Raw genomic sequence first — 26,968 nt, 5'->3', positions numbered from 1 at the left:
ATGAAACTTGATGCCATGAGCCAGAAGCTGGCGTTTGACCCCCAGTTTAGTCAACAGATCAGTAAAAACCAGTCGGAGAGCGAGTCTTTGCAGCAGGTAGCAGAACAGTTTGAGACCTTATTTTTGCAAATGGTGCTGAAAAATATGCGTTCTGCCAGCGATGCGCTGACAGGCGACGAAGGCATGTTCAGCAGTGATCAGCAAGTGATGTTCCGCGATATGTACGACAGTCAGATGGCGCAGTCTATGGCCAGCAACAGTAAAACCGGTCTGGCTGAGCAAATAGTGCAGCAATTTTCGCAGGCTTCGGAAAATTCTGAAAATAAATTTAAGCCAGAGGCCAAAGCTGTCGCTGAGTCTATGTATCAGGATTATGGTGCCGCGGCTTTAACTCAGCCTTTGCAGGTGCCGGTTCGTCAGAGTGAGCGCACTGAATGAGTATGTTATCGAACGGAGTCTCCGGACTTAACGCTGCCAATGCCGGGCTGAATGCGGTTAGTCAAAACGTATCCAATGCGGCAGTCAAAGGCTATAGCCGTCAAACTGTGGTATTACAAACCAACGATGGTCCGCTTAACGGCGTCAAAGTCACTAAGTTTGAGCGAGTGGTGGATAACTTCCTCAATGCCGATATTTGGCGCACTCAGTCCGATTTAAATTATTACGAAAGTTATCAGGATTATCTGGGTTATCTGGAAGAAGTGTTAGGCACTGACTCGCTGAATCTGAATGATGCGGTCGCAGAGCTGAACGCTGCTTTTAATGCTGCATTGTCTGCGCCTGAATCCCCGGCTTATCGCCAACAGGTGATTTCGTCGGCTAATGCGATGGTGCAGGATTTACAGCAGTTAGACGGTGCTTTAACAGGTCAGGTCCGCAAGCTGGAGTTTGAGCTCAAAGCAGTCACAGAAAATGTCAATTCAGTGCTGCAGGAACTGGCTGATTTAAACCAGAACATCAGTAAAGAAATTGCGTTAGGGCGCGATGCATCCACGTTGCTGGACACCCGAGAACAGGCCATTAACAGACTGTCTGCTTATGTGCAGGTTGAGGTGATGCAGGAAGATAATGGTTCTATGACTATTTCTGCCCTCAATGGTGCACCACTGGTGATGTCAGGTAAGGCGGCTGTATTGTCTGTAGCCGGGACTGAGGTGACTTCAACTTTTAATACTCAAGAGTTTCCAATTTCAGGGTTGGCCGGGGGTAGTTTAGGTGGCTTGTTGCGGGTTAAATCTGAAGTACTGGATCCGGCCCGCGCTGAATTAAGTAATCTGGTGACCACTATTGCCACTCAGGTCAACGATGCGCTGGCCGAGGGTTTTGATTTAAATGGCAACGTGGGTGAGCCTTTATTCACCTTTAATCCTGCCGATCCTTTAGGTTCTATTTTAGTGAATGCGGATTTGAGTCCGGATGAGCTGGCGTTTCGTGGCCGGGTATCGGATGGCGCCGGTGGCTGGCTACCTGCTGGCGGAAAAGGTGATAACAGCAATCTGGTGAATGTCATTGACTCGATGAAAGGCGTGGCCACAGGTTATGACGGCCTGATCGGTAAGCTGGCTATTCAAAGTAAACAGGTACAGGCCAGTGTCAAAACCTCACAGGTGCTGAATGATAAAGCTGTAGCTTCACGCGAAAGCATCAGTGGTGTTAATAGAGATGAAGAAGCTGCTAATTTGTTGTATTACCAGCAGTTGTATGAGGCTAATGCCAAAGTGATTAGTACCGCCGGGCAAATGTTTGACACCCTGATGATGATGTTCTGAGGAAAATAAGATGCGTATAAGCAGCAGCCAGTACCATGAAACAGCAATACGGAACATTCAGACCAGCAGTGCCAAATACAGCCAACTGTCAGTACAAATGGCCACCAACGAGCGGATCACTAAGCCATCAGACGACCCGCTGGGCAGCGTGTTGGTATTGCGGCTGGACTCAGAGCTGACGTCGCTGGAGCAGTATGGCAAAAATATGGAACTGGTGACTTACACCTTAAGTCAGCAGGAAACTCAGTTAAGTAGCATTAATAATTTACTTTTGTCTGTGCAGTCTTTAGTGACAGCAGCGGCTGATGCTTCTTATGGTGAAGATGAACTGAAAGCTATGGCCAACGAGCTGGCGGTATTAATGCCAGGTATCGCCGATTTATTAAACGCCAAAGATGGCAATGGTAATCATCTTTTTGCCGGCAGTGAAATTGATCAGCAACCTTTTATAAAAGATGTAACAGGTCAGTATATTTATCAGGGCGACTCGCTGGTACGTAAAGTGGCTGTGTCATCCAATACACTGGTCGATGCCAACATTGTTGGCAGTGACTTAGTACCAGGTGCGACATTTCTGAATGATTTACAGGATTATGTGGCTTTGCTGCAGGCCCCTCCGGCTGCTGGTGTGGGTACAGAATCCCGCGCTATGCTGGATAAACTCAGTGCGACTTTGGGCAATACCACTGCGGCTATCACCAAAATAGGTGGTATCGTCAGTTCACTGGAATCTCTGGAGTTTACCAACACGGATATAGCGCTGTTCACTGAAAATCTGCGGGATGATTTAACAGCTGTGCATTATCCGTCCGCTTATATTGAGATGAATAATGCGTTGGCGTCTTACGAATCTACTTTAAAAGTCTACAGTTCAGTGTCACAGCTGAGTTTGTTTAGTCAGCTTTAAGTTGAGAATCGCGCCATGCTGATAGATAGCCTGAAACAACTAACCAGTAGCACAGCCTCGCTGAATTCAGCGGGCAAAGCGGTTAAAACCCAGGCTGTCGAAACAGAACAGACCAAATCGGCTTCAAGCCGCACTGGGGCATTGCAGCAGCAACTGGATACTTTGAGTCGCTGGAGTGTCAGTGCCGATGTGTCTCGCCAGTTGGCAAAAAACCAGCAGGCGGAACAACAAATTCGTCAGGTGTATCAGCAGTTAGAGCAGCTGAAAAAACAGCTGGAGCTACCGCAAAGTATCGGCCAGAAGCAGCAGATCAGTCAGCAACTGCAACAGTTGGAAAATCAGCTAAAGCAAAAAAACACTGCTTTGACGCCAGCCTTGCAGTTAAGCAGCCAGCCCACAGGCCAAAGTCAGTGGCAACTAAACAGCAAAATTGATTTATTAAGCCCACGTAAGCAACCCGAGTTAGTCAGTATTGGCCTGGCCAATGGTCAAAAAATCCAACTGAGTTTTCCGGCAGGACAATCGGCTGATGCCGCTCTGGCGATGATGCAGCAGGAATTTTCTAAACATCAGATTGAACTGAAACAACAAGGCCCTGTGTTGTTGTTCAGCGCCTCAGCCGGCCAAAGTCATCTGTTAAGTCAGCCCTGGCAAATGCAGGGCGAAGGTATTCGTATTGCTGCTGGCAACCCAGTGCAGCTAAGACTACAAAAACCTGAAGGCCAGTTGAGTGTGCTGGCACAACAGGCGCAGCAGATGGAAAATCAGCAGGCTTATCAGGCTGAACTGGCTCAGGTGCAGCAAAAATTACAACAGATGTTACGGCAGGTTCAGGCCGAGCGTCAGGTGCTGGTGGCTAAACTCAATGCATTGCGTATGGCCGGCAGTCAGCAAAGCGAACAACAGGTTTCTGCGGTTAGCCAGGAGTTGAAAGTACAAATGCAACAAGGTGCTGCTTCCTCTTTATCCGCCATTATGGCGCAAGGTAATGTTACACGCAGTTTAGTGGAATTCGCCTTAGCTGATTGAAATGATCTTTCCTGTAGTTTGGCGCTGCACTGGTCACCAGTTCAGCGCCGTTTTTTTATCTGAGCCGTTTAAAAAATTATTGAAAAAAAATTTCAGTTCCTGTGTTGAGGTGTCGCTTTATAGTTTTGAGCAACATGCATAGGAGCAAACTCAAATGGCTTTATCAATTCAATCAAACGCAGCTGCAACTACAATCCGTAACCAGTTAAACCGTACTAACGATGGTTTATCTGTGGCTTTAGAACGTTTAGGTACTGGCTACCGTATCAACTCAGCAAAAGATGATGCTGCAGGCTTACAAATCGCCAGTCGTCTGAGCGCTCAGTTAGTAGGTCAGGAAACTGCAATCAACAACGCTAACAACGCAAACTCTATGCTGCAAACTGCTGAAGGCGCGTTTGATGAGATGACCAACATTGCTTTTCGTATGAAAGAACTGGCGACTCAGGCTGCCAACGGTACGAACTCAGAAACTGAGTATGCCGCTTTTGATTCTGAATATACGGCGCTTAAATCTGAGCTGACTAATATTTTGAATAATACTTCGTTTGGTAGCGGTACAAATTTATTTGCAGATACTACTGGCAAATTCGTCGCAGACGTTACATTTCAAATCGGTGCATCGTCCGCTGAAATTTTAACCGTTGATATTGATACTGAAGTTGGAGACATCCGTACTAGCGTAACAGGCGGCGCTGCTGGTGATTTATTGGACTTAGCGTGGGACACGGACGCTGCCACTTCACAGACTAATGCGCGTACGGAGATTGATTCTCTGGACAGCTTTATCGCGAACATCGGTGCTGCCCGTTCTAAGCTGGGTGCCAGCATGAACCGTTTAGATCACACTATCAATAACTTATCCAACATGACTGAGAACACGGGTTCAGCTCGTGACCAGTTGATGGATGCAGATTTTGCCAAAGAAACTTCTAACATGACTAAACAGCAGTTGTTACTGAACTCAGGTATTTCTGTACTGAGCACTGCCAACTCTACCACTCAAATGGTAAGCCAGCTGTTACGTTAATCGAGCCCGGGGCTATGGATAGCTCCAACCGCGCCCCACTAAGTTTCGGCTTAGTGGGGTTTTCATTCAAGCGTTTTGCAGGAAGACGACATGGCATTCTCCAGTATCGACCCGGCTTATCTGGCGCAGCAGTACACTCAGATTGAGCGCTCAAGTAAAGATGGTGTGCTGAAGGCACAACAGACCCGTTTTACCACTTTACTGTCGTCTTACCAGAAGTTGGAGACCTCTTTGGGATCTATGCAAGACTTGCTGGAAAGCTTTACCAAAGACAAAGAATTATTGAGCAATACGGCCAGTACCAGTGCAGACACCGTATTGTCAGTGACAGCCGGCAGTGAGGCTGTAGCTGGTAACTATGAAATTTTCGTCCAACAACTGGCACAAAATCATCAGATGTCGCTGTCTTTTAACAGCACCGACACTTTACCTGCTGACGGACAATTTGAGCTCACAGTAGCGGGCGAATCTTTTGCTGTGGATTTATCTACATTACCAGCCAATGCTGGCCTGACCGATTTAGCATCTGCTATTAACAATGCAGCAGACAATAGCGGTGTGCAGGCGACTGTGATGCGCAGCGGCACTCAGTCTTATCTGGTGTTAACCAGTAAAGAGTCGGGTGCAGCCAATGCCATCAGTATGAATTTTGTGCCTGGTGCTGACACTTCAGGTGCAGACATAGGTGCTGCAGTGACAGCAGCAACAGAATTAAAAGCTGCCCAGGATGCCATAGTCAAAGTGGGCGCGCAGAATCCTATTACTGTGACATCGGCCAGCAACAAACTCGAAGACGTTATTGCAGGCGTGACTATCGACTTAAAGAAGATGCAGGCCGGAACCGATCAGCCGGTACAAATTTCAGTACAACAGGATCCAAAAGCGGTAGAGGATAAACTGAAAAAGTTTGTCGACAGTTACAATGCATTGGTGAAACAAATCAATGCCGACCCTTCGCTGAAATCGGACACTATGGCTCGTAGCATCAGCAGTCAGATGCGCCAGTCTTTCCAGAAACTTTATCAGGGTGCCACTTTAAGCAGTGTAGGGATCGAGTTTGACCGTAATGGCGTGTTATCAGTCAACAGTGAAAAGATGACCCAAGCTTTAGCGGAGAATCCGGCCAAAGTGGAACAAATGCTGGTTGCTGATAACAGTTTGTTCAGTGGCATACAGGATTCACTTGAGCCTTACACAAAAAGATTTGGCTTAATGAAAGACAAGCAACAAACCTTGCAAGCCAGCCTTGATATGGTGACGGAAAAACAAAAACGGCACGATTATTCCATGGACTTAGTGTACAAGCGCTATCTGTCGCAGTTCACTCAAATGCAGGTGACCATAGCACAGTTAGAAAGCTCAATGTCGCAGTTTGGTTAACAGAGGTTCAGTGATGTTAGATTTTGCTCAGGGTTATCAGGCCTATCAACATACCAGTGTCAATGTAAAAGCCTCAGGTGCAGATATTCATAGTCTGGTGTTGATGCTGTTTGAAGGTTTTTTGGATGAACTGGCTCGCGTAGAAGGCCATATTCAGGCCAAAAGATTCGATAAAAAAGCCGCTGGTGTCGAGAAGTTACTCAAAATTCTCGGTGGCCTGGATGCTTCGTTGGATCAGGAGAAAGGCGGCGAAGTTGCGCTGAATATGCACAACTTGTATCAGCATTGTGGCCACAGTATTTTACGTGCCAGCATGAAAAATAATGTTGCTGAACTGGAGCATGTGCGGGAAGTCATGACCAACTTACAAGAAGGCTGGCAAGGTTTACTGAACAAGGCCTAGTATCTTTTTGATCAGGTTCGGGTTAGAGGCAAGTTAAACTGCGGTTTAATGTGCCTCTAACCCGAATTTGCATTTCATAGAGGAACTAATTTTTTACCCAGTTCCGCCCTGCGGAAGTTTTACTTCCTCCTCCTAAGTTTAATTCTTATTAATCCCTTATAAATCATATAGATATTTTGTGGCGTGCTTTTTGCTGAATCAGTTGGTGATTCGGTAATTTGGTGAACCTGATGTCTGTGTATGTAGCGAAGTCTAACCCTGCCTTGATGCAGATCCAACACCTGTTGTTGCAGATGCAACAAGCTATGGTTGCGGGTAAATGGCTGCAGGTACAGGACTGCGATCGTCAAATCAGCACTTTGGTGCAACAGATCAAACAAGCTGCGGAATATCACGAGTTGAAAGTGGAATTACAGCTGGTTAAACAACGTTATAAGGCCTTGCTGCAACTGGCTAAACGCCAGCAGCAAATGTTAGAGCAAAAGATGCAACGTTTTCAGGACAATAAAACCGCTGTGGTGGCTTACCAACAGACGACTGAAGCACTGATGGAGATGAAAAGCTGATGACAATGCCGGTATTTGCTTTGTTGACTCCGGTTGCTTTGCCTCAGGGCGGCATCGGCGGACAGTCCGCGCTGACGGATTATTCCGAAGGTCAGCAGCAGTCTTATTCTGAGGATTTAGCAGCTTTGCTGACCGGTATGGAAACTGCGCTGAGCCAGCTGGACAGCGAAATGCAGCAATTATCAGAGGCTACAGCAGCAGAGTTGCTTGACCAGGGTCAAGTGCAAAGTCTGAGTCAAAGCCTGGTACCAGCACCTTTGTTGGTTGAATTCGATGCTATGTTGGTGAATACGACAACGCTACCTTCTCTGATGACGAGCGATTTGAGCTCTGCACAAGCGGAAGGATCCGCAGAATGGCTTCCGCTCTCTTTATCAGCTTTATCTTCATCTGCCGGCGCTGTTTCCAGCCAGAACCCTTTGCCAGCAGCTGGGCTTCTCCAATCACAGCAGTCTTCGGCTCTGGTTGCACCTTTGATCATGCCAGGCCTATTGCCGCAACAGTCTGCCTCTGATGCTGCTGCAAGTCAGGCTGTGTTACCACAGGATTTGACTGAATCGCAGGATCTTTGGCCTGCACTGAAGCCGTTACAACAGAACTCTCAAAATGCAGCAATGAGTGCCGGGTTATTTAATTTCAGCCAAAACGGCCTGCTGAATGCAAATCAGAATAAGACCGCAGCTTTGCATCAGACAACGAACATCACTGATCTGCTTGCCCCTACTGCTGCTGTCGCTTCGGCTGCTGGTGCTGCGGTGTCTGCTTTACCTGTCTGGCAAGCTGATCCATTACCTGCACAAAGTCAGCACTTCGGCCAACGCCTGCTGCAGATGCTTGCCGACAAAGTCGATCTGCAACTGGGTTTAAACGTGAACAAAGCCATGATCCGGCTCGACCCTCCTTCCTTAGGCAGTATCGAATTGTCAGTGCAGCTGGATGGGGATCGCCTGACAGTACAGATGCACAGCAGTAATACGCAATTACGCGATGCGATGGGGCAAGGTCTGGAGTTATTAAGAGCCAGCTTGCAACAAAAATTAGGCGCTGATGTACAGATTGAACTGCGGATGGGGTCTGATAGCTCTTCGCAACAGCAACAGCAAAAAGCACCACAACACCTGGTGCAACAGCTTGAGTCAAATTTTCATGCAGAGCCTGAAATAGCCCTGACTGAAGCCACACAACCCAACAAACTGAATTTAGTGAATCAACTGGTTTAACAAGGATAAAAGGGAAGAACCAATGAATAAGATGGTGGTATTACTTGGAGTTTTATTGGTTGGGGCCTTGGGCACCGCAGGTTTTTATTGGTTTCAGGCAGAACAAGCGAAAACAGTAGTTCAGGAACTCAGTGTAAAACCACTGTTCTTCCCGATGGAAAAATTCGTGATGAGCGTTAACAGCGATCCGAATTCCCGTTATCTGGTGTTGGAGCTGACGCTGGTCACCCATAAGCCAGATACTGTTACTGCTTTAAAAGAAGCCACTCCTTTATTACGTAACGCTATGGTGGAGCATTTTGCCAAAAGTAGTCATCTGGAAGTGAAACTGGCAATGCAGCAAATTGAAGAAGTGCAAAAGCTGTTACTCAACCGCTTTAACCAAACACTTGCTGACAACAAGTTTGAAGATCAGCTGGATAACGTGCTGATCACTAACATTTTTATTCAGTAGGTACTGCGATGCTGGCGGAAAGTCTCTGGTCAGATACTGCAACACAAAGCTCATCGGCTCTGGCTGTCAGCAATGAAAACCAGCTGCTGGGCCACTATAGCTTTCTGGTGAAACGAGCCGCAGGTCATTTGCGTTCTTTATTAGGGCCAGTGGTGGATTCCGATGATTTACAGCAAATAGGTTTGCTGGGGTTGTTGTCCGCGTTACGACGCTACGGCAAAGCCCCGGATGAGTTTTTTGAAGCATACGCCTTTAAGCGTATTCGTGGCGCCATGCTGGATGAGTTTCGTCGGACCGACTGGCGTCCGCGGCAATTACGCCAGCAAGCCCATCAGTTTCGTGACGCCAGCCGTGAGCTGACTAAAACGCTGGGCCGGGTTCCAAGCCATGACGAGTTAGGCAAACATTTAAAGATTGATGCGGCTCAGTTGTCCGAGTTGATGTATTTGACTCAGGCTGAATCGATGGAAAGTCTGGATCAATTACTGGAACAGCAGCAACACGAACAGTTAGGTGCAACCAGTCTGTCGGCACTGGAGCTCAAGTTGTCGTTAAAAAAAGCTATGGCATCACTGCCGGAGCGCTGCCGTTTGTTGCTGCATCTGTATTACAGCCATGAGCTGAATATGAAAGAAATCGCGCTGGTGTTGGAGCTGACCGAGTCCAGAGTTTGCCAGCTGCATAAGCACGCTATTGATTTACTGAATAAAAAACTGGCCCAGTGGTAAAAGGACGGAATAAAAACAATGCAAAGACTAATAGGTTTTCTGGTTGTGCTGGCTACTGTAGTGGGTGGCTTTATGATGGCTGGTGGTAATGTCGCCATGCTATGGCAACCTGCTGAGTTTGTTATTATTTTAGGCGCTGGTATTGGTGCTTTGATTATAGGTAACAGCAGCTATGTACTCAAAGATCTGCTCGGACAGCTCAAAGCCCAGTTCGTGAAACAACCTGACCAAAGCCAGTTGTATAAAGAACTGCTGATGCTGATGTATCAGCTGTTGGAGACCATTCGTAGCAAAGGGTTTCGTGAGTTGGAAGATCATGTCGAAAATCCACAGGTCAGTTCTATTTTCATTTCATACCCTGCCGTATTGGAAAACCCTGAATTACTGGTGTTTGTCTGCGACAACGTGCGTTTACTCAGCATGGGTAAAATTAACGCCTATGACCTGGATGCATTGCTGGAACAGGAAATTCAGACCATAGAGCAACAAAAACTGAAACCATCTTCTGCCTTACATGGCATAGCCGAAGCCATGCCTGGCTTTGGTATTTTGGCTGCTGTAGGCGGCATTATTATCACTATGCAGCATCTGGATGGGCCTTTGAGTGAAATTGGTTACCACGTTGCCGCTGCTCTGGTCGGTACTTTTATTGGCATTTTTGCCTGTTATTGCTTGTTTGAACCCTTAAGTTCGGCCATGGAAGCTTATATCAAAAAACAGACTGCCGTTTTTGAATGCGTGCGTGCTGTGCTGGTGGCCCACGCCAAAGGTCATGTCGCTGTAGTGGCTACAGATTCAGGCCGCAAACTGATCACCGAAGATTTGAAACCTTCTTTCACCGAAATGGAAGATTGGATCAATAACAAGGCGGCCTGATGAACGATACAGCTCCAGTCATAATACGGCGGGTCAGTCGCGCTAAAGCCGGACGTAAAAGTAACGGTGCATGGAAAGTGGCTTTTGCTGACTTTACGCTGGCGATGATGGCATTTTTTATGGTGTTGTGGATTTTAGAAGTCTCCACTGTGAAGGAACGCACTAAGGTAGCGTCTTATATGCGTACTCAGTCGATTTTAGGGGGGAACAGTCATCCTTTTGATGCGATGAACAGTCCTTATCCGGTGGATTTAGGCGGCACTCCGTCCCCTGTTGAAATGGCGGTTTCTGTACATGAACCTCAGCAGACTTTTGTTGCTGGTATGTCAGCACATTTGCAAATCCCTGAAGGTAAACGTGAACCTTCTGCAGGTGTGGGTGAAAAGCTGAACTCTTTGATCAGCGGTCAATATGATTCACCACCGGATTTAAGCTTGTTGGCACAGGCCTTTCAGAATTTTGCAGAGGTCAATCAGGCCGAAGCTAATCTGGTGATTGAAGCTATGCCTGCAGGTTTACGTGTGATTATCCGCGATAGTGAAAACCGCCAGATGTTTCAGCGGGGTCAGGTCGAAATGACACCTTATTTCGAGGATTTGTTATTAAAACTGGCACCAGTATTTTCCCGCATTCACAACAGACTGCTGATATCAGGTCATACCGACGGTACGGCCTTTAACAGCAGCCAATACAGCAACTGGGAGTTATCCGGTGACCGAGCTTTACAGGCACGTCAGGTGTTAGCCGCAGGCGGTATGCCGGTGCAGCGAGTAGCTCAGGTCAGTGCTTTTGCTGAAACCATGCTGTTGAACAAAGCTCAGCCTGGCGCCAGTGAAAACCGCCGTATCGAGATTTTAATCCTGACCAGTAAAGCTGAGCAGCAGCTCAAAGACATGTTCTCCAGCGAGAACAAAAGTAATGAGCTGAACAAGGCTGCGGATGCGGCCCTTCAGAATCAGCCCGTTTTGCGCACAGATTATCAGGATTGATATGCCGTATTTACGTCAGCAGCCAGGCCGCAGTTATTACCGTTGGTATTTTTATGACCCAGAGCAGTCGTTGCAAACTCAAACCAAAGGCATAGCGGTGAAATTAAAGCGCCTGGGCTGGTTTGGTAACGAGATTGGCAGCGCTGTCGTCAAAGATATGAGTATGGGGGGCGCCGGATTACTGGCTCCGCTGAAAGATAATGTGCCGGATGAGTTTTGGGTGCTGTACGACAAGACCACCAAAGTGAAAGCCAGAGTCTGTTATCGCAAAACTATTAACGACAAGCTGGAATTTTTAGGTCTGGAGTGGCAAGGCAAAGACAGTTCAGTACGACTGAAGTTATTACGCAAACTCAGACGGCGCGCTTTTGTATTAAAGCAGGATAACTTTCGACTGGTCGAAGTGAACCAGCAGCAGAATTTAGGGTAGCGGATGATTCTTAAAGAGACACAGCAGAAGTTGTTAAGCGGCGATTTAGCATTAGCCGCTGCGCCTTATGCCTTAACCCGGCAACAACGCAGTTTTGAAGTTGCCAGCCAAAGATGCAAGAGCCGCCTGGCAGATCTAAGTAAAGCTTTGCAGGCTGAATTGGGTCGGATGCTGACCGATGTGGTCTTTGAGCTGGATCTGAATTTATGCAGTGGTGTAGGCCTGGAAAATTGGTTGGCAGAACCCGGGATTTTATTATTGGACGCCGCTTTGCCGCTGGACAAAGAGCGGCTGTGTTACATGTCGATTGACCATCAGGCTGTGCACAATATGGCCGACTTATGCCTGGGTGGGCAGCTAACGGACAAAACACAAATCCAGGAAAAGGTTGAATTCAGTAGCTCTGAAAACCGCATTTGCTGCCGTTTGTTGCAAAAACAAGTGCAGGCTCTGATGCAATTGCTGTTTAACCAGCATTTACCTCTGACTGCACATTTGTATAAGCAAAAACTGCAGCTGGATGCTTTTAGTTATTTACCGCTGAAAGTGCGGCTGATTTTGGAGAAAGAAGCGGTCAGCTGGTTTTTATGGCTACCTATTGAGCTGTTATTGCAGGAGAACGATGAGTTATTTAGCGCTGATAGTTCTCAAGGCGAAGCTTTGCTGGTGGATTGGCAGCAGGTACCGGTGCGCTGCACTGTCGAAATGGCCCGTAAGCAAGTCACAGTCAAACAGTTGCAGGACTGGTTACAGGGAGAAGTATTGGCCATAGAGCTGTTTAGCTCTATGCGGTTCCAGTTAGGTAAACAGGTGCTGTTTCATGGCACTGTGGCCGAAGAAGGTCAGGTATTAATGTTCCAGGTGACGGAAAAACAGGAGAAATAATGATGAGTAATATGCAAACAAATTCAGACAGCATGATGGATGACATCAGTATGCTGGATATGGGTGAGTTATTTGGTGAGGACAAAACTGAAAAACCTGCCGGAGCATTGGGTATGGACATGTTCCGTGATGTGCCTCTGACTGTCACTTTAGAAGTGTCCAGTACCGAAGTCACCTTAGGTGAACTAAGTGGGGCTGAAGCTGGTGACGTATTGCCACTGGATAAGCCTATTGGTGAACCTCTGGATGTCAAAGTCAATGGGGTGTTATTTGCTAAAGCTGAAGTGGTGATGGTCAACGGTAAATACGGCCTGAAGTTTGTCTCCACACAAAATAGCCCAACCCGTCATGCCTAAGATCTTAATGGTTCTGGCCGCACTGCTGTTGCCTTTGGGGTTGTCAGCTCAGGATCTGACCTTGTTGTCTGTTACTGACAGTGCAACAGGGCAGGATTACAGCGTTAAACTGCAAATTTTGCTGTTAATGACGGTGTTGAGCCTGATCCCCGGCATAGTGCTGATGATGACCTCTTTTACCCGCATTATCATAGTGCTGGCGATTTTGCGTCAGGCACTGGGCCTAGCCCAAAGCCCGCCAAACCGGATTTTAATTGGCATAGCTTTGATGTTGAGTCTGCTGATTATGAAGCCTGTCTGGCAGGATATTTACCAGAATGCTTTTAAGCCTTATCAGGCTGAAACCCTATCTCTAGAGCAGGCGATAGCCCGGGCTGAACAGCCGGTACGGCAATTTATGCTGGCACAAATTCGTGAGAACGAATTGCATCAGGTGTTAAAAATTGCCAATGAGCCGACGACCAGAGCTGCGGCAGATTTAACCTTTGACGTCTTGTTACCGGCTTTTGTATTAAGTGAACTGACCACAGCTTTTCAGATTGGTTTTATGTTGTTTATTCCGTTTTTAATCATCGATCTGGTGGTCGCCAGCGTGCTGATGTCTATGGGTATGATGATGTTGTCGCCTTTGATTATTAGTTTGCCCTTTAAGTTGATGATTTTTGTACTCGCGGATGGGTGGTCTATGGTGGCTGGCACTTTAGCTGCAAGCTTTGGAGCTGCTCCATGAATCCGGGTATGGCGACACAGCTGATCAGCGACGCCATTTTCACTATCATCGAAATGCTGTTGGTGCTGATAGTACCAGGTTTGATTCTGGGGATTCTGGTGGCCGTGTTTCAGGCGGCTACGTCGATTCAGGAACAAACATTGACCTTTTTACCCCGTATGTTGCTGACACTGTTGATGGTGGTGTTTGCCGGGCATTGGCTGATCCAGAAGTTACTCGACTGGTTTGCAAATTTAAGTCAAATGATCCCGGCCATCTTGGGATGAGTCACTCATGAGCTCGTTATTAAGCCTGACAACAGAGCAACTGATGGTGTGGTTTGGCACCTTATGGTGGCCTTTTGTCCGGTTGGCAGCTTTTTTCTGGGCCTTGCCCGTATTTGATAATCCTGCTGTGGTCCCCAGAGCCCGCATTGTTCTGGCTCTGTTTTTAAGCTTTTTGCTGGCACCTTCGATTGAGGTGAAAGCCATAGACCCTTTTTCTCTAGAAGGGGCTGTAGTGACGCTGGAGCAGGTGATTTTTGCCGTCATTATGGCTGGCGCTGTGCGGATGTTGTTTGAAGTGCTGGCGCTGGTGGGCCTGATGATTTCGATGCAAATGGGTTTGTCTATGGCCATGATGATGGACCCGGCCAGTGGAGACTCCGTCTCGGTACTAAGTCAGTTATTTTGGGTGATGACAGCGCTGCTGTTTTTTGCTTTAAACGGTCATTTGATCAGTCTGCAAATTATGGTCGACAGTTTTAATCTCTGGCCTGTTGGTGCCAGTTTGTATCAGTTGGATCTGATGCTACTGATAAATTTATTTGGCTGGATGTTTGGTGCCGCTTTACTGGTCGCTTTGCCCGCTATTATTGCCATGCTGCTGGTGAACTTAACTTTTGGTATTGCCAGTCGCTCTGCTCCGAGTATGAATTTGTTTTCTTTAGGTTTTCCGATGACCTTATTGTTGGGCTTTGTCTGTGTGTTTTTGACTTTAAGTCAGATGGGTAATCACTTTTCTGTCTTAGCCGAGCATGTGCTGGGCGTGATGCAACTGGTGATGAGCTGAGGGGCTAAGTCGTTATGTCAGAAAATACCGGTCAGAACAAAACCGAACAACCCACAGAGCAGCGGCTCAGGAAATCCCGTGAGGAGGGGCAGGTCGCCCGCTCAAAAGAGCTGAATACGGCGCTGCTGCTGTTGCTCGGCAGTGCGGCTTTATTGTGGTTTGCAGATATGTTTATGCAGCTGTTTTATCAGTTGGTGCAAAGCAGCTGGCAACTGGATAAAGATGCGCTGAAACAAGGTGATCTGATGACAGGAGCTATCGCTGATGCCTTGCTTGCTATGCTGGGTGCAAGCCTGCCTTTTCTGCTGACTTTATTTATTGCCACTTGGGTCGCAGGTATTTTGCCGGGAGGCGCGATTTTCTCCAGTAAATTGCTTGGGCCTAAATTCAGCAATATGAATCCTATTGCCGGTTTAGGCAGGATGTTTGGCAGCGAAAGTTTGGTTGAGCTTTGCAAATCCATTTTAAAAGTCTTATTGCTGGGGTTCTGTTTATGGGGCCTGATGAGTCATTTGGCGACCCGCTTGTTGTTTTTACAGCGGATGGATCTGGCGACAGCAGCCAAAGATGGCCTGGAAGTGTTGTCCTTTAGTCTGATGATGCTGGCGCTGGTGTTACTGATTGTGGCGGTGATTGATGTGCCTTTTCAGCAATTCAAAGTGGCCAATAAGCTGAAAATGACCAAACAGGAAGTGAAAGACGAGCGTAAATCCACAGACGGCAACCCGGAAATTAAAGGCCGCATTCGACAAATTCAGTACCAGATTGCGAGCAGACGTATTGAAGACAGAGTACCGACTGCTGATGTGATTATTACCAACCCGACTCACTACGCCGTCGCGCTGAAATACTCAGAGAAGAAAGCCAAAGCTCCTTATGTGGTGGCCAAAGGCGTCGATCAAATGGCGCTGCGCATCCGTGAGCTGGCGGCTACTCATCAATTAGAAGTCATTGAATTACCACCGCTGGCTCGGGCAATTTATTTCTCCACCCGTGTTGATCAGGAAGTGCCTAAAGGTTTGTACACAGCCGTAGCTTATGTACTGACTTATGTGATGCAACTCAAAGCTTATAAACAGGGGCGAGGCCAAAAACCTGCGCCTATTCCCGATATTTTTATTCCGTCCAGCCTGCAGAAACAGGCTAATGAGCGAGGAAGTACATTGTGAACTGGCGTTCTTTAACTCAACCTTACACCGCAATTCCAGTGTTATTGCTGGCCATTTTGGCCATGGTGGTGTTGCCTTTACCGGCCTGGCTGCTGGATGCGTTATTTACTTTTAATATAGTGCTGTCGATCATCGTACTGTTAGTGGCAGTCTCCAGCCAAAAACCGCTGGATTTCTCTGTGTTTCCGACTGTGTTGCTGGTCGCGACTTTAATGCGCTTGACGCTGAACGTGGCGTCCACCCGGGTGGTGTTGTTACACGGTCATGAAGGCACTCATGTGGCTGGTAATGTGATCCAGTCTTTTGGTGAAGTGGTGATAGGCGGCAACTATGTGGTCGGTATGGTGGTTTTTATCATTCTGATGATCATCAACTTTGTCGTGATTACCAAAGGTGGCGAGCGTATTTCTGAAGTGGCGGCCCGTTTTACGCTGGATGCGATGCCTGGTAAACAAATGGCGATAGACGCCGACTTAAATGCCGGATTAATAGCACCGGAGCAAGCCAAAGAACGTCGTCAAACCATAGCCAAAGAAGCGGACTTTTATGGCTCTATGGATGGAGCTTCTAAATTTGTTCGTGGTGATGCAATAGCAGGTTTAGTCATATTAGTGATTAACCTGTTAGGTGGTGTGGCCATAGGCGTATTTATGCACCAACTGAGCTTAGGCGAGTCATTCCAGCGTTTTGCCTTATTGACTATAGGTGATGGTTTAGTCGCACAGGTACCTTCATTACTGATGTCCGTTGCTGCCGCTATTATTGTCACCCGGATGAATGACGAAGGTGAAATGTCGGACGAAGTGGGCCGACAGTTATTGGCCTCCCCCCGGGTTTTGCTGACCGCGGCTTTGATTATGACAGTGCTGGGTTTAGTGCCAGGTATGCCAACAGCCGCCTTTTTAATTTTTGCTGCGCCTTTATATTTTGCCGCCTGGCGCCTGCAGCAAAAAGCGGATGGCCGCAGTTACACTGAAGTTGAAGCACTGACCGAAAAAATCAGTCAGGAACCTGCGGCTCTGGTCTGGGAAGATTTGCCTTTTATCGATCGGGTCTCCGTCGAGCTGGGCTTCCGCCTGGTCTATCTGGCCGATAAAGAGCAGGGTGAAACTTTATTACAAACCTTAAGAGGTGTACGTAAAACCTTATCAGAGCAATCCGGCTTTTTATTGCCTGAAGTGCGGGTGCGCGACAGCTTAAAACAAAATCCTCAGGAGTATCGGATTAAACTGGCGGGAGTGCCGCTGGTATCGGGTAAATTGCAACCACAAAAGCTGCTGGCTCTGAATACAGGTGATATTTACGGTCAGATGGACGGCGAGTTAACTGTTGATCCGGCCTATGGCTTAGAAGCGGTTTGGATTGAACCAGAGCAAAAAGCCAAAGCGTTAAATTTAGGCTATTCAGTAGTGGATGCCGCTACCGTCATTGCTACTCATGTTGGCAAAGTGATCAAAGAGAATCTGGCTGATTTATTTTTATTTGAGGATATTAAGCAATTTAATAAGCGTCTGGCTCAAGTGGCTCCTACTCTGGCTGAGAGTTTGGAAAAGGCCTTAACCCCTAATCTGCAACTTAAAGTCTATCGTTTGTTGCTCAAGGAGCAGGTCAGTTTAGGCGATGTGGTGACCATAGCCACAGCTTTGGTGGATAGTGCTGAAGTGACCAAAGATCCGATCTTACTGACCAGTGATGTGCGCTGTGCGCTGCAACGAGTGCTGGTAAAACAAGTGTTGGGAGAGAGGGAAGAGCTGGCGGCTTATAGTCTGGATGAAAAGCTGGAGCAAACCTTACAAAGTGCGTTAAATCAGGCGATGCAGGCAGGTAAGGTGGCGCTGGATAGTTTCCCTGTGGCGCCTAATTTACTCAGCCAATTTCAGCGTGCTATGCCGCAGGTGAAAGAGCAAATGCAGCAACAGGGTTATCAGCCAGTGTTGGTAGTTTTACCACAATTGCGGCCTTTACTGGCGCGTTATGCCCGTACTTTTACCCAAGGCTCGCTGGTAGTGTTGTCTTATAACGAAATTCCAGAGCAAATTCGGGTCAATGTGTTAGGTACTTTGGGATAAAAGGAGACCAAATAACAACAAAAAAGGATCTGGTGTTGATCCGTTCGTCGCTTGAAATCGGGATCTGAACGCAATTCAGCCTGAATTCAGACTAAGGTCTGATTTTGTCACCAAAAGGTCATGTACTATAGTTAGAATTCGTATGTTATTGAACTGTAAATATTTTTTTGACATGCTTTTACAATAAAACCAGATGCAGCTTTATGGCTATTTTTTGACTAAATGATTGAACGCCATAAAATAAAGCTTGCAGCCAGTTTTTTTTTGTTTATTGTAGAGTATTAAGTGAGAGTTCATTTTTGTTCAGAACCTCATTTTTCTAACAAGCTTAGAAATTAAAAGGCAAACTGGCCTAAAGGTCAGGACGCAAAGCCTCCGGTCTAAGGATCCAAAAGGATCTACGATAGCGGGGTTGCATTAGCAAGCGGTCACCCAAAAGGTGAACCTGTAGGTTGATCAATACTGGTCGAGCCTCGGTTTTGCCTGTTCAGGTGGATACACCACAGATCCGTCCAGGATTTGGCTGTATGCCTGTCTGCTTTTTTTGCCTTTTAATACTGTTTGTGGTTGACGTTTTTGTCGATTGCGGTTGGGCGGTTTAAAAGGATGAACCTGTGATTATTTCTTTGTTAGGTCTTTGGCTAACATCGGCTGTAGCTACTGCTCCGCAGTACACGCCCGCTATGGATCAATCAGAGTGGCGTATCAGCGGAGATCAGTTTCAGTGCCGGATGGAGCAAGATCTGGGCGCTATGGGTACTCTGGCTTTTAGTAAAGAGCCTGCCCGTGCTATTGAAATGCAACTGACTATGCATGCCGCGCATCTCGAGTTACAGGATGTGCAGGGCCATGTAGTCACTGCTGGCTGGCAACCTGAGCAGGTTGCGCCTGCGGTACAATTTTCCCCCACTTTTATTAATGCCAAAGTAGCCCGTTTTATTGAGCAGGTGCCTGTTGTGATGCAGCAGTTACAGCAGGGGTATTGGCTACAACTGATGCTGGATCTGCCAGGTCAGGAAATCACCCTGACAGTGCCTAATATCAAATCCACTTCAGCCCTCGCAAAATTCCAAAGCTGTATTGACGCTTTATTACCTTTGTCCTGGGCTCAGGCCCGCGAATTCCAACTATTTTTTCCGCTGAATGAACGCCAGCCTTCGGCTGATGACGCGGCTTACCTGAAAACCCTGGCACTTTATATTCAGCAAGACAAAGCAGTAAAAAAAGTACTGATAGACGGATATACCGACGATATGGGAAGCAGCATCGCCAACAGAGTGATGTCTGAAGAACGCGCCGACGAAGTCGCGTCACATTTAATTGAATTTGGTGTCAGCAAAAACAAACTGGAAATCCGTGCCCACGGCAACAGATATCCCGCGGCTGCTGGTAACAAAACACAATCGCACAACAGGAGAGTACTGGTCCGTTTGATCCGTACTCAAAGCTGAAAGACAAGAGTGAACCCATGAACATGAAACATTTACTTTGGATTGAACAATGCCGGCCGGGACAGGACCTGATGCTTTGTGTCAAAGCTGAAGGTTTTCAGTTAAATCACGCCGCAGATCTGAGTGCCGTGCTGAACTCTTGCTCTTTGCATCAACCGGATATCGTAGTGATGGCTGCGGAACTGGCCGAGATACGTACAAAAGACTTAATGGTGCTGTTGAAGAAGCAGTACCCCTCTTGCCAAATCATAGTGCTGGTGGAAAAAGATCAACATGCAGTGGCAGCAGAAAGCCTGAACTACGGCGCTATTGATTATCTGCTGAAGCCTTTTAACCAGCAGCAGTTACAAAACACCATCCGCAATGCATCTTCGATCAGCCGCGGCTTAAAAGACTTAGTGGCTGTATCGCTAGGGAGTCGGCAGGTGTTGCAACTGGCCAATCGCGCTGCGCAAACTGACGCAACAGTGCTGCTACATGGTGAGTCGGGCACAGGTAAAGAGCGTTTGGCCCGTTATATCCACAATGTGTCAGCGCGTCGTGATCAGGCCTATGTCGCAGTGAACTGTGCTGCAATTCCCGACAATATGCTCGAAGCCATGTTGTTTGGTTACAACAAAGGTGCCTTTACCGGTGCCGTCAGTCAGCAAATTGGTAAGTTTGAATCCGCCAATGGCGGCACTTTACTACTGGATGAGATTTCTGAATTACCACTTCCATTACAAGCCAAATTACTGCGGGTATTGCAGGAGCGTGAATTAGAACGTTTAGGCAGCAACAGTAAAATTAAGCTGGATGTGCGTGTGATAGCGGCCAGTAACAAAGACTTGCGTCAGTTGGTAGACCAGGGCTTGTTCCGTCAGGACTTATTTTATCGGCTGGACGTATTACCACTGAGCTGGCCAGCGTTACGCGAACGCAAAGACGACATTATTCCGCTGGCTGAATTTTTTGTACAGAAGTATGCCGATGGCAAATATGTGCTGAGCAAAGAAGCCAAAGCAGCACTGTGCCAATACAGCTGGCCAGGCAATGTGCGGGAGCTGGAAAACGTAGTACAGCGTGCTTTGGTGATGGCACGTGGTATTGAAGTCCAGGCCATTGACCTGAACTTGCCTCTGCCAGCAGTGACAGCTCCAGAATCAGCCAGCATTAACCATCTGAAACTCAACAAGAAGAATGCCGAATTTGATTACATCCTGGGTGTACTGAACCAATTTAATGGTCACAGAACCCGGGCTGCAGAGGCTTTGGGTGTAAGCACCAGAGCCTTACGTTACAAACTGGCCGCTATGCGTGAGCATGGTGTCGATATTGATGCAATAGCTTAAGCAGCAGGAAGGATTAGCTATGATTTCCCCGTTAAATACCCAAAATGTGTTACTCAGCCAGTTTGACCAATTGCAGCAAATTGCCAGCAATGAGCAGGTGATGCCTGCACAAAACGACAGTTTGTTGTCCGGTGATTTTGCTTCAGCGTTACGCTCTATCAATGCGCAGCAAAATCTGTCGTCAGAAATGATGGCGGCGGTCGATGCGGGCCGTAGTGATGATGTGGTAGGCGCTATGGTTGCCAGCCAAAAAGCAGATTTAAGTTTTTCGATGTTGTTGCAAATCCGCAACAAAGTGATGAATGGTGTCGATGACATCATGCGTATGTCTCTGTAAGGCGGGTTTTAAATGAAAACTGAATTGGCAAAAGCTCTGCCTGTGGCGGCTTCAGACAATAGGCTACGGGAAAAAGTGATTAACTTATCCAGCAAAATAAACTGGTTACCTAATGGCGATAAAAGCCTGGCATCCATTGCTTTGCTGGCGACTTTAGTTGCCGCCACTATAGTGGTGATCCTCTGGACTTCAGCAAAGAATTTTGTGCCTTTGTATGGTAATCAGGAGCATTACGATAAAGCCGGGATAGTGGAAATTCTGGATAAAGAGCAGTTTCCATTTCGTATCGATACCGACAGCGGCAATATTATGGTGCCACAGGAACGTTTAGCCGATGCCCGCATTACGCTGGCAGCCCGTGGTATTAAAGCGGCTATGCCTGAAGGTTTGTCTGCAATGCAGGACAAAGTCACCATGGGCACCAGTCAGTTTATGGAGTCGATGCAGTACCAGCACGCTTTAGAAGGTGAACTGGCCCGCACCATTATTACTATGGATGGGGTGCGTAATGCCCGGGTGCATTTAGCTATTCCGAAACGGAATTTGTTTGTTGGCCGGCAGGAAGAAAAATCTGCAGCTTCTGTGATGGTGGATTTAGCTCCTGGTTATAACCTCAAATCTGAACAAGTCGAAGCTATTGTCAGCCTGGTTGCCGGCAGCATTCCAGGTTTGGATAGCCGCAATATTTCTGTTGTGGATCAACGCGGTAAGTTAGTCAGCGGCGATCTGTATGATGAAACTCCGGTCGGTAAAGAAACCGACAAAAAACTCGCCTTTATTGAAAAAGTGGAACGTTCCGTCGAAGAGCGGGCTTCTATTATGTTGTTGCCTATTTTAGGCGACGGCAATTACCGTATTCAGGTGTCGGCTGATGTCGACTTTAACGTGGTGGAAGAAACCCGTGAAGCGCTGGATAAAGAAGGCGTGTTAAAAAGTGAAAACAGTAAAACCGATTCGATGCTCGACCAGCTGGCGATGGGTATTCCTGGTTCTTTAGCCAACCAGCCGCCTGTACCAGCACAGCCAGGTGCAGTTGCGCCAGCTGAAAACAATGAACGTACCTCACAACGTAATGAAATGCGCCGTGAATTTGATACCGGCAAAGCCATTACCCATACCCGTTATGAAATAGGCCGGGTGCGCAGTCAAAGTGTGTCCGTGCTGGTGAATGAAGCTGCTGCAGGTGCAACACCCTGGACTCCAGAGCGTTTAGCTCAGTTAGGCGAAATGATCAAAACCGCGACCGGCCATCAGGCTGAACGGGGTGATCAGTTCAATATCACCAGTTTCAGTTTTGTCCCCAGCGATGCTGCAACTCAAATGGAAGGCATGGCCTGGTGGCAGATGCCTGAAATGAAAGAATATTTGCGTTATCTGATCGGCGCTATTATTGGCCTGGCTCTGGTGATTTTTGGTGTTCGTCCTTTGGTCAATCATTTAGTCAGCCGTAAAAACAAAGAACAACACAATGCTACTGGATTTCAGGGCATAGCTGGTGCACAGGACCAGGCTCAAATGGAAAATGCGGACTTGGCGACAGGGCCAGCCGTACTGGATGCCAAAGCCGATCCGGCTCTGCCGAATGCTCAGGCGACAGGGCCGCAACACAGTATTCATTTGCCTGAAGTGGGCTCTGAATTTGCCCAGCAAATCAACCATCTGCAATTACTAGCCAACCGTGAGTCGGACCGGGTGACCGCAGTGATCAAATACTGGATTGAACGAGGAGTCAGCATTGAATCCGTTAAGAGCTGAACAAAGTAAACAAATCTCGGATCTGGACAGAGCCGCTATCCTGCTGCTGAGTATGGGCGAGGAAAACGCAGCCTGTATCATCAAGAAGTTAGGCCGTAATGAAGTGCGTGCTTTGTCGGAGCGTATGGCCAAAATTGCCAATGTGACTCAGGACGATGTTGCTACTATTCTGACCGATTTTTTTGACCAGTACCGCACCGAGAGTGGTGTCAGCGGCGCGTCCCGTGTCTATCTGGAACGGGCTTTGGATAAAGCTGTAGGCCGCAAATTAGCCCGTGGCATGCTGGATGATATTTACGGTGGCGCTTTGGCTGATGATGTACGTCGTCTGGAATGGGTACCTGCTGAGCTTTTGGTGCGTTTTATGGAGCAGGAACATATTCAGATGCAGGCGCTGATTCTGGCCTTTTTACCAGCCGAGCAGGCCAGCACTATTTTAGGTTTATTTCCGGCGCAAAAACACGACGATATTTTGTTCCGCATTGCCAATATGCGTGAAGTCAGCGAGCACGTGATCGAAGATTTACGGTACACGCTGGAACGTTGTATTGAGTATGTTGGCGAACAGGTTGGTGCCCGTATTAATGGTGTGCAGCAAGTGGCTGACATTATGAACAGGTACAGCGGCAATAAAGCTGAGGTAATGGATTTATTAAAAATGCACGACCTGGCGATGGCCGGAGCTATTGAAGACAAAATGTATGACTTCTACAGCTTAAGTCGCCAAAGCGAAGATGTGTTGAATCAGTTGCTGACCGATATACCGGACGAGCTTTGGGTCACCGCACTCAAAGGCGCCGATGTGGCGCTGACCGAAAGTATTCTGGCTGTGTTGCCCAAACGTCTGGCGCAGGTCTACCGTCAGCAAATTGAGACGATGAAACCTCAGCCTGTGCGTAAAGTCGAAGCGGCCCGTGCTGAGATCATGACTATAGTCAAACAAATGATGGCTGCAGGGCGACTGGAATATCGCCTCTATCCTGAAGAGACGGTAGGTTGATATGAGCGCCGTGCTGCAGCAGGACCAACAATTTCGCTTTCCCGTGTTACAACGCAAGGATGGCAGCGCTACAGCGCAGCAACTCAGCGAGCAGTTTTATCAGCAGGGCTTCCAGGCTGGTGTGGCTGCGACTGAGCAAGAAGCTTATCAGCGTGGTGTGGCTGAGGGTCAGCAGCAACTAGAGCAGTTCTGGCAAAAAGAGCTGGAAAAACAGCAAAACGAACTGAAGCAAAAGCAACAGCGGGCTTTGGATTTCCTCACCGAACAATTTAATCAGCAGCTCCAACATAAAGAGCAACAGTTGGGACAGGAATTGTTATTGCTGGTACAGCAACTGGCCAGCACAGTGTTGCAGACTGAACTGGTGTTGCAGCCGTCTCTGTTACAACTGGCGATTGATCAGTTGTTGCCACAACTGGGCGCAACGGATCCTTTAGTCTCGATCCAGTTGTCTCAGGCCGATGCGTCGCTTTTTAACGGTATCCGCCATATTCAGCAGATCCCGTTGCAGTTTGATGCCGCCTTGCCCTCAGGCCGGGTGCAGTTTAATGGTCGTCAGCAATTGCATCAGCTGGATTTTCAGCAGCGTTTAGAACAAGCCATGGTACCTGTGCGTCGGCAGTTGTTGGGCGAAGATGCGTAAGTCATTCAGCGACAGCCTGAGTCTGGCCAGAGCGCAAATTCAGCCACCGGACTGGGTGCATAGTTATGGCCGTTTGTTGCGCGTCAACGGCATGATCTTATCCGCCGCAGGTCACAGTTTTACCTTAGGTCAGCGCTGTCAGATTGAAAGCGAAGATGGTCAGTGGTTTGACGCTGAAGTGGTAGGTTTTGATACCGATCAGGCGTTTTTAATGCCATTAACTGCAGTAGATGGCTTAAGGGCTGGCGCCCGGGTCCGCACTGTCGCAACAGCCAGTCAGTTGCTGGTTTCCACCGAATTATTAGGTCGGGTACTGGACGGTTTAATGGGCCCGCTTGATGGTAAGCCTGCCATCAAAACCGGCGATCGCATCAGCGCGGCATTACCTGCGGTGAATCCATTACAAAAGAAAGGCGTCAGCGCCCCTTTGGATGTAGGCATTCGCGCCATTAACTCGCTGTTTACTGTGGGGCAGGGTCAGCGCATGGGTTTATTTGCCGGTTCAGGCGTGGGTAAAAGTAAGTTGCTGGGCATGATGACCCGTTATACCCAGGCCGATGTGGTAATAGTGGGCCTGATTGGCGAGCGCGGTTGGGAAGTGAAAGACTTTATCGAACACAGCCTGGGACCTGAAGGATTAAAAAAAGCCATCGTCATTGCAGCACCAGCCGATCAGTCGCCTTTGCTGCGGTTAAAAGCGGCAGAGTTGAGTCACAGACTGGCGGCTTATTATCGCGACTTAGGTTTTAACGTCTTGCTGCTGGTCGATTCACTCACCCGGTATGCTCAGGCGCAGCGTGAAATTGCCTTGTCTGTCGGAGAACCGCCAGCCACCAAAGGTTATCCTCCGTCAGTTTTTAGCAAACTGACGCAACTGGTAGAAAAAGCAGGCAACAGTGCCGATAGCAAAGGCAGTATGACGGCTATTTATACCGTGTTGGCCGAAGGCGATGATCAGCAGGACCCGATAGCAGACGCAGCGCGCGCTATTCTGGATGGCCATGTGGTATTAAGCCGGACTTTAGCCGAACGTGGACATTATCCAGCCATTGATATTGGCGCTTCTATTAGCCGCGTGATGCCACAAATAGTACCGGATCAACAGCTAAAACATGCTTATGCCCTGAAACGACTCTATTCACGTTATTTACAGGTGCAGGAATTAATCCCTTTGGGCGCTTACCAGATGGGCAAAGATCAGGAGCTCGACAGAGCGGTGCAACTTTATCCGGCCATCGAACATTTTTTATGTCAGGGCTTACAACAAAGCTCTGATTTTCAGCAATCCCAAGCCGATTTAACTAAATTGTTGAGTTAAGCCTATGTTGAAAAAATACCTGGAACAACAGCAAGCCAATTTAAAGCAAATGGGACAACGCCAGCAGCAGCTGAATCAGCAGGCCGCTAATGAAGAGCGGCGTCTGCAACTGCTGACTGAGCATATTTCCGGGATGGAACGCAGTTATCAGATGAAATCGGCTTTGGGTTTACAGAATCTGGCGTCGATGAAAACTGTGTTGCAGGACATGCAACAGCAGCAACAGCATAAAACTCAGGCAGCTTACGCTGAATTACAACAACAGCAGCAAGTTTGCCAAAAACAAGTGGCGTACAGCAAAGGCATAGAAGCTGTGATCCATAACCGTGAATTTACAGCTCAGCAAAAACAGCAAAAAGCCGAGCAACAGCAAGCCGATGAAATTGCGATGCAGCTGTTTCAGTTGAAGCTAAGAAAGCCAGCCTGAACCTAGCATAGCTTAAGTCACTCTTTTCTATATCAAAATTTTCGGACTACACTGGTAGAGGGCTGTGTTTAGCCTTTATCACCAGAAGAGAGTCCTTATGAAACTTATAAAAATAATACTGATTGGTTTTTTGCTGGCTGTGGCGCTGGTGTTGCTGGCCGCTTTGGTGTTGCCTTCGTCCTATCAGGTGGAACGCAGCGTCACTATAAATAAACCCAAAGATCAGGTGTTCAGTTATCTGGTACTGTTAAAAAATCAGGATAACTTCAGCGTCTGGATGGCTTTGGATCCAAATGTGAAAAAAACCTATCAGGGTGAAGATGGCACTGTAGGTTTTGTCTCAGTCTGGCAAAGTGAAAAACAGGAAGTAGGTTCAGGCGAGCAGGAAATCACAGCCATTAAAGCCGGTGAACGTATTGAATACGAATTGAGGTTTTTACAACCTTTTGCGTCTGTGGCACAGGCTTATATGCAACTTGAAGCACCGCAGGCCGAACAAACCACAGTTCGTTGGGGCTTTCAGGGTCATATGCCATATCCGATGAACCTGTTGCTGTTGGTGATGGATATGGAAGGACTGATAGGTAATGACCTACAACAAGGCCTGGATAAGCTGAAACTGATGCTGGAACAACCCGACGCAGGTTAAATCAAGGGGAACTGGTC

Annotated in this window: 30 protein-coding genes and 1 riboswitch; all 30 genes read left to right on the top strand. The window is 47.7% G+C overall.

Annotation, left to right across the window (positions count from 1 at the left end):
* The 30 genes from WH43_RS01460 (at position 1) to WH43_RS01315 (ending at position 26,951) form a co-directional block, all read left to right on the top strand.
* Positions 1-438: a rod-binding protein gene (locus tag WH43_RS01460; protein ID WP_053422888.1), complete on the top strand. Its 438-nt coding sequence runs from the start codon at positions 1-3 to the stop codon at positions 436-438.
* The gene (gene flgK, locus WH43_RS01455) at positions 435-1,769 is read left to right on the top strand and encodes a flagellar hook-associated protein FlgK (protein ID WP_053422887.1); all 1,335 of its coding nucleotides are present in this window, start codon (positions 435-437) and stop codon (positions 1,767-1,769) included. Before WH43_RS01460 ends, flgK begins: the two co-directional genes overlap by 4 nt.
* 10 nt (positions 1,770-1,779) lie before the next feature.
* Entirely contained in the window at positions 1,780-2,676 is an 897-nt protein-coding gene (flgL, locus tag WH43_RS01450) for a flagellar hook-associated protein FlgL (protein WP_053422886.1), read from the top strand.
* A 15-nt stretch (positions 2,677-2,691) separates the two neighbouring features.
* Positions 2,692-3,705 (top strand): hypothetical protein, encoded by a 1,014-nt coding sequence (locus WH43_RS01445; RefSeq protein ID WP_053422885.1) that lies wholly within the window; start codon positions 2,692-2,694, stop codon positions 3,703-3,705.
* Positions 3,706-3,859: 154 nt separating this feature from the next.
* A complete protein-coding gene (locus WH43_RS01440; RefSeq protein ID WP_053422884.1) occupies positions 3,860-4,735 on the top strand; it encodes a flagellin N-terminal helical domain-containing protein in 876 nt (291 codons plus the stop codon).
* 90 nt (positions 4,736-4,825) lie between these two features.
* Positions 4,826-6,115: a flagellar filament capping protein FliD gene (gene fliD / locus WH43_RS01435; protein ID WP_053422883.1), complete on the top strand. Its 1,290-nt coding sequence runs from the start codon at positions 4,826-4,828 to the stop codon at positions 6,113-6,115.
* Between the two features lie 13 nt (positions 6,116-6,128).
* On the top strand, positions 6,129-6,518 hold the full coding sequence (fliS, locus tag WH43_RS01430) for a flagellar export chaperone FliS (protein WP_053422882.1): 390 nt from the start codon (positions 6,129-6,131) through the stop codon (positions 6,516-6,518).
* 230 nt (positions 6,519-6,748) lie between these two features.
* Positions 6,749-7,084, top strand: coding sequence for a hypothetical protein (locus tag WH43_RS01425; protein ID WP_053422881.1), 336 nt, complete (start codon positions 6,749-6,751; stop codon positions 7,082-7,084).
* A complete protein-coding gene (locus WH43_RS01420) occupies positions 7,084-8,304 on the top strand; it encodes a flagellar hook-length control protein FliK (protein WP_053422880.1) in 1,221 nt (406 codons plus the stop codon). Before WH43_RS01425 ends, WH43_RS01420 begins: the two co-directional genes overlap by 1 nt.
* Positions 8,305-8,326: 22 nt before the next feature.
* Complete coding sequence (locus WH43_RS01415; RefSeq protein ID WP_082335624.1) at positions 8,327-8,758, top strand: flagellar basal body-associated FliL family protein; 432 nt, start codon at positions 8,327-8,329, stop codon at positions 8,756-8,758.
* Positions 8,759-8,766: 8 nt separating this feature from the next.
* On the top strand, positions 8,767-9,486 hold the full coding sequence (locus tag WH43_RS01410; RefSeq protein WP_053422878.1) for a FliA/WhiG family RNA polymerase sigma factor: 720 nt from the start codon (positions 8,767-8,769) through the stop codon (positions 9,484-9,486).
* Between the two features lie 18 nt (positions 9,487-9,504).
* Entirely contained in the window at positions 9,505-10,362 is an 858-nt protein-coding gene (motA, locus tag WH43_RS01405; protein WP_053422877.1) for a flagellar motor stator protein MotA, read from the top strand.
* Complete coding sequence (locus WH43_RS01400) at positions 10,362-11,351, top strand: flagellar motor protein MotB (protein WP_053422876.1); 990 nt, start codon at positions 10,362-10,364, stop codon at positions 11,349-11,351. Before motA ends, WH43_RS01400 begins: the two co-directional genes overlap by 1 nt.
* Before the next feature lies 1 nt (position 11,352).
* Complete coding sequence (locus WH43_RS01395) at positions 11,353-11,781, top strand: PilZ domain-containing protein (protein WP_053422875.1); 429 nt, start codon at positions 11,353-11,355, stop codon at positions 11,779-11,781.
* A gap of 3 nt (positions 11,782-11,784) precedes the next feature.
* Positions 11,785-12,666 carry a FliM/FliN family flagellar motor switch protein gene (locus WH43_RS01390; RefSeq protein WP_053422874.1) on the top strand — a complete coding sequence of 294 codons (882 nt, stop codon included), beginning with the start codon at positions 11,785-11,787 and terminating at the stop codon, positions 12,664-12,666.
* Complete coding sequence (locus WH43_RS01385) at positions 12,666-13,022, top strand: FliM/FliN family flagellar motor switch protein (protein ID WP_152342756.1); 357 nt, start codon at positions 12,666-12,668, stop codon at positions 13,020-13,022. The genes WH43_RS01390 and WH43_RS01385 overlap by 1 nt, the downstream gene beginning before the upstream one ends.
* Positions 13,015-13,752 (top strand): flagellar type III secretion system pore protein FliP, encoded by a 738-nt coding sequence (gene fliP / locus WH43_RS01380; RefSeq protein WP_053422873.1) that lies wholly within the window; start codon positions 13,015-13,017, stop codon positions 13,750-13,752. Before WH43_RS01385 ends, fliP begins: the two co-directional genes overlap by 8 nt.
* On the top strand, positions 13,749-14,018 hold the full coding sequence (locus WH43_RS01375; protein ID WP_053422872.1) for a flagellar biosynthetic protein FliQ: 270 nt from the start codon (positions 13,749-13,751) through the stop codon (positions 14,016-14,018). Before fliP ends, WH43_RS01375 begins: the two co-directional genes overlap by 4 nt.
* A 7-nt stretch (positions 14,019-14,025) precedes the next feature.
* Positions 14,026-14,802, top strand: a complete 777-nt coding sequence (gene fliR / locus WH43_RS01370) for a flagellar biosynthetic protein FliR (RefSeq protein ID WP_053422871.1) — start codon at positions 14,026-14,028, stop codon at positions 14,800-14,802.
* A gap of 14 nt (positions 14,803-14,816) precedes the next feature.
* Positions 14,817-15,971 (top strand): flagellar biosynthesis protein FlhB, encoded by a 1,155-nt coding sequence (flhB, locus tag WH43_RS01365; protein ID WP_053422870.1) that lies wholly within the window; start codon positions 14,817-14,819, stop codon positions 15,969-15,971.
* On the top strand, positions 15,968-18,040 hold the full coding sequence (gene flhA, locus WH43_RS01360) for a flagellar biosynthesis protein FlhA (RefSeq protein ID WP_053422869.1): 2,073 nt from the start codon (positions 15,968-15,970) through the stop codon (positions 18,038-18,040). The genes flhB and flhA overlap by 4 nt, the downstream gene beginning before the upstream one ends.
* 331 nt (positions 18,041-18,371) lie before the next feature.
* A riboswitch (cyclic di-GMP riboswitch) is annotated at positions 18,372-18,460 on the top strand.
* A 194-nt stretch (positions 18,461-18,654) separates the two neighbouring features.
* A complete protein-coding gene (locus WH43_RS01355) occupies positions 18,655-19,491 on the top strand; it encodes an OmpA family protein (protein WP_053422868.1) in 837 nt (278 codons plus the stop codon).
* A gap of 17 nt (positions 19,492-19,508) precedes the next feature.
* Entirely contained in the window at positions 19,509-20,822 is a 1,314-nt protein-coding gene (locus WH43_RS01350) for a sigma-54-dependent transcriptional regulator (RefSeq protein WP_053422867.1), read from the top strand.
* A gap of 19 nt (positions 20,823-20,841) precedes the next feature.
* Complete coding sequence (fliE, locus tag WH43_RS01345; protein ID WP_053422866.1) at positions 20,842-21,159, top strand: flagellar hook-basal body complex protein FliE; 318 nt, start codon at positions 20,842-20,844, stop codon at positions 21,157-21,159.
* A 12-nt stretch (positions 21,160-21,171) separates the two neighbouring features.
* The gene (fliF, locus tag WH43_RS01340; protein WP_053422865.1) at positions 21,172-22,914 is read left to right on the top strand and encodes a flagellar basal-body MS-ring/collar protein FliF; all 1,743 of its coding nucleotides are present in this window, start codon (positions 21,172-21,174) and stop codon (positions 22,912-22,914) included.
* Complete coding sequence (locus tag WH43_RS01335) at positions 22,895-23,914, top strand: FliG C-terminal domain-containing protein (protein ID WP_053422864.1); 1,020 nt, start codon at positions 22,895-22,897, stop codon at positions 23,912-23,914. Before fliF ends, WH43_RS01335 begins: the two co-directional genes overlap by 20 nt.
* Position 23,915: 1 nt before the next feature.
* The gene (locus tag WH43_RS01330) at positions 23,916-24,557 is read left to right on the top strand and encodes a FliH/SctL family protein (RefSeq protein ID WP_053422863.1); all 642 of its coding nucleotides are present in this window, start codon (positions 23,916-23,918) and stop codon (positions 24,555-24,557) included.
* Positions 24,550-25,875 (top strand): FliI/YscN family ATPase, encoded by a 1,326-nt coding sequence (locus WH43_RS01325; protein ID WP_053422862.1) that lies wholly within the window; start codon positions 24,550-24,552, stop codon positions 25,873-25,875. Before WH43_RS01330 ends, WH43_RS01325 begins: the two co-directional genes overlap by 8 nt.
* 4 nt (positions 25,876-25,879) lie before the next feature.
* Positions 25,880-26,302, top strand: coding sequence for a hypothetical protein (locus WH43_RS01320; RefSeq protein WP_053422861.1), 423 nt, complete (start codon positions 25,880-25,882; stop codon positions 26,300-26,302).
* 97 nt (positions 26,303-26,399) lie between these two features.
* Positions 26,400-26,951, top strand: coding sequence for an SRPBCC family protein (locus WH43_RS01315; RefSeq protein ID WP_053422860.1), 552 nt, complete (start codon positions 26,400-26,402; stop codon positions 26,949-26,951).
* Positions 26,952-26,968: the final 17 nt, after the last annotated feature.

It is taken from the genome of Rheinheimera sp. KL1, from assembly GCF_001275035.1.
Classification (GTDB): Bacteria; Pseudomonadota; Gammaproteobacteria; order Enterobacterales; family Alteromonadaceae; genus Pararheinheimera; species Pararheinheimera tangshanensis.
Note: the sequence above shows the minus strand (reverse complement) of the source record. Positions and strands in the feature narration are given on the sequence as shown.

Bases quoted from the DNA above. Each gene is read 5' to 3' on its own strand.
- WH43_RS01460 (WP_053422888.1), top strand. From the start codon at position 1: ATGAAACTTGATGCCATGAGCCAGAAGCTGGCGTTTGACCCCCAGTTT.
- flgK (WP_053422887.1), top strand. From the start codon at position 435: ATGAGTATGTTATCGAACGGAGTCTCCGGACTTAACGCTGCCAATGCC.
- flgL (WP_053422886.1), top strand. From the start codon at position 1,780: ATGCGTATAAGCAGCAGCCAGTACCATGAAACAGCAATACGGAACATT.
- WH43_RS01445 (WP_053422885.1), top strand. From the start codon at position 2,692: ATGCTGATAGATAGCCTGAAACAACTAACCAGTAGCACAGCCTCGCTG.
- WH43_RS01440 (WP_053422884.1), top strand. From the start codon at position 3,860: ATGGCTTTATCAATTCAATCAAACGCAGCTGCAACTACAATCCGTAAC.
- fliD (WP_053422883.1), top strand. From the start codon at position 4,826: ATGGCATTCTCCAGTATCGACCCGGCTTATCTGGCGCAGCAGTACACT.
- fliS (WP_053422882.1), top strand. From the start codon at position 6,129: ATGTTAGATTTTGCTCAGGGTTATCAGGCCTATCAACATACCAGTGTC.
- WH43_RS01425 (WP_053422881.1), top strand. From the start codon at position 6,749: ATGTCTGTGTATGTAGCGAAGTCTAACCCTGCCTTGATGCAGATCCAA.
- WH43_RS01420 (WP_053422880.1), top strand. From the start codon at position 7,084: ATGACAATGCCGGTATTTGCTTTGTTGACTCCGGTTGCTTTGCCTCAG.
- WH43_RS01415 (WP_082335624.1), top strand. From the start codon at position 8,327: ATGAATAAGATGGTGGTATTACTTGGAGTTTTATTGGTTGGGGCCTTG.
- WH43_RS01410 (WP_053422878.1), top strand. From the start codon at position 8,767: ATGCTGGCGGAAAGTCTCTGGTCAGATACTGCAACACAAAGCTCATCG.
- motA (WP_053422877.1), top strand. From the start codon at position 9,505: ATGCAAAGACTAATAGGTTTTCTGGTTGTGCTGGCTACTGTAGTGGGT.
- WH43_RS01400 (WP_053422876.1), top strand. From the start codon at position 10,362: ATGAACGATACAGCTCCAGTCATAATACGGCGGGTCAGTCGCGCTAAA.
- WH43_RS01395 (WP_053422875.1), top strand. From the start codon at position 11,353: ATGCCGTATTTACGTCAGCAGCCAGGCCGCAGTTATTACCGTTGGTAT.
- WH43_RS01390 (WP_053422874.1), top strand. From the start codon at position 11,785: ATGATTCTTAAAGAGACACAGCAGAAGTTGTTAAGCGGCGATTTAGCA.
- WH43_RS01385 (WP_152342756.1), top strand. From the start codon at position 12,666: ATGATGAGTAATATGCAAACAAATTCAGACAGCATGATGGATGACATC.
- fliP (WP_053422873.1), top strand. From the start codon at position 13,015: ATGCCTAAGATCTTAATGGTTCTGGCCGCACTGCTGTTGCCTTTGGGG.
- WH43_RS01375 (WP_053422872.1), top strand. From the start codon at position 13,749: ATGAATCCGGGTATGGCGACACAGCTGATCAGCGACGCCATTTTCACT.
- fliR (WP_053422871.1), top strand. From the start codon at position 14,026: ATGAGCTCGTTATTAAGCCTGACAACAGAGCAACTGATGGTGTGGTTT.
- flhB (WP_053422870.1), top strand. From the start codon at position 14,817: ATGTCAGAAAATACCGGTCAGAACAAAACCGAACAACCCACAGAGCAG.
- WH43_RS01350 (WP_053422867.1), top strand. From the start codon at position 19,509: ATGAACATGAAACATTTACTTTGGATTGAACAATGCCGGCCGGGACAG.
- fliE (WP_053422866.1), top strand. From the start codon at position 20,842: ATGATTTCCCCGTTAAATACCCAAAATGTGTTACTCAGCCAGTTTGAC.
- fliF (WP_053422865.1), top strand. From the start codon at position 21,172: ATGAAAACTGAATTGGCAAAAGCTCTGCCTGTGGCGGCTTCAGACAAT.
- WH43_RS01330 (WP_053422863.1), top strand. From the start codon at position 23,916: ATGAGCGCCGTGCTGCAGCAGGACCAACAATTTCGCTTTCCCGTGTTA.
- WH43_RS01325 (WP_053422862.1), top strand. From the start codon at position 24,550: ATGCGTAAGTCATTCAGCGACAGCCTGAGTCTGGCCAGAGCGCAAATT.
- WH43_RS01320 (WP_053422861.1), top strand. From the start codon at position 25,880: ATGTTGAAAAAATACCTGGAACAACAGCAAGCCAATTTAAAGCAAATG.
- WH43_RS01315 (WP_053422860.1), top strand. From the start codon at position 26,400: ATGAAACTTATAAAAATAATACTGATTGGTTTTTTGCTGGCTGTGGCG.